Source organism: Christiangramia aestuarii (genome assembly GCF_009735585.1).
GTDB lineage: Bacteria > Bacteroidota > Bacteroidia > Flavobacteriales > Flavobacteriaceae > Christiangramia > Christiangramia aestuarii.
On the sequence record NZ_VJVW01000064.1, the window covers coordinates 1 to 477 of the forward strand.

The window sequence follows — 477 nt, forward strand, 5'->3', positions numbered from 1 at the left end:
CGTGGATGCCAGGCCTGGACCACCATCACGGTCTTCAACGGCACCGGGATGTCGAACTGGCGCAGGCCCAGGCCCAGTCGGTTGGCCCGCCACAGGGAATGCTCGGCGATCGGCAGCAGCAGGTCGGAGCCGGGCAGGGCGAAGATCGCCGAGTGGAAGGTCGGGCTGATCAGCTTGACGTCGCGCTTCAGGCCGAGTTCTCCCAGGGCCTGGTCCAGCGGTCCATGGTTGAGGCCACGACGCGAGACGGCGATATGCGGAAAAGCGATGAAGCGCTGCGGAGTGATCTCGCCGTCGAAGATCGGGTGCCCCTGGCGGGCCAGGCCGACGAAGCGGGTGGTGAGCAACTGCTGGGTCTTGACCTCGGGTTCCATCCAGGACGAGGCGCCGATATAGAGGTCGATGCGGTTCTGCCGCAGTGCCTCGTCGTCGATGTCCGACTCCTGCACGAAGCGCAGGGTGCAGCGCGGCGCCTCC

General features: G+C 66.9%; 1 protein-coding gene. It reads right to left on the bottom strand.

Features of this window, described 5'->3' with window-relative positions:
* The coding region (locus tag FLP08_RS16930; RefSeq protein WP_202912795.1) for a LysR substrate-binding domain-containing protein at positions 1–477 on the bottom strand (477 nt) is incomplete at both ends.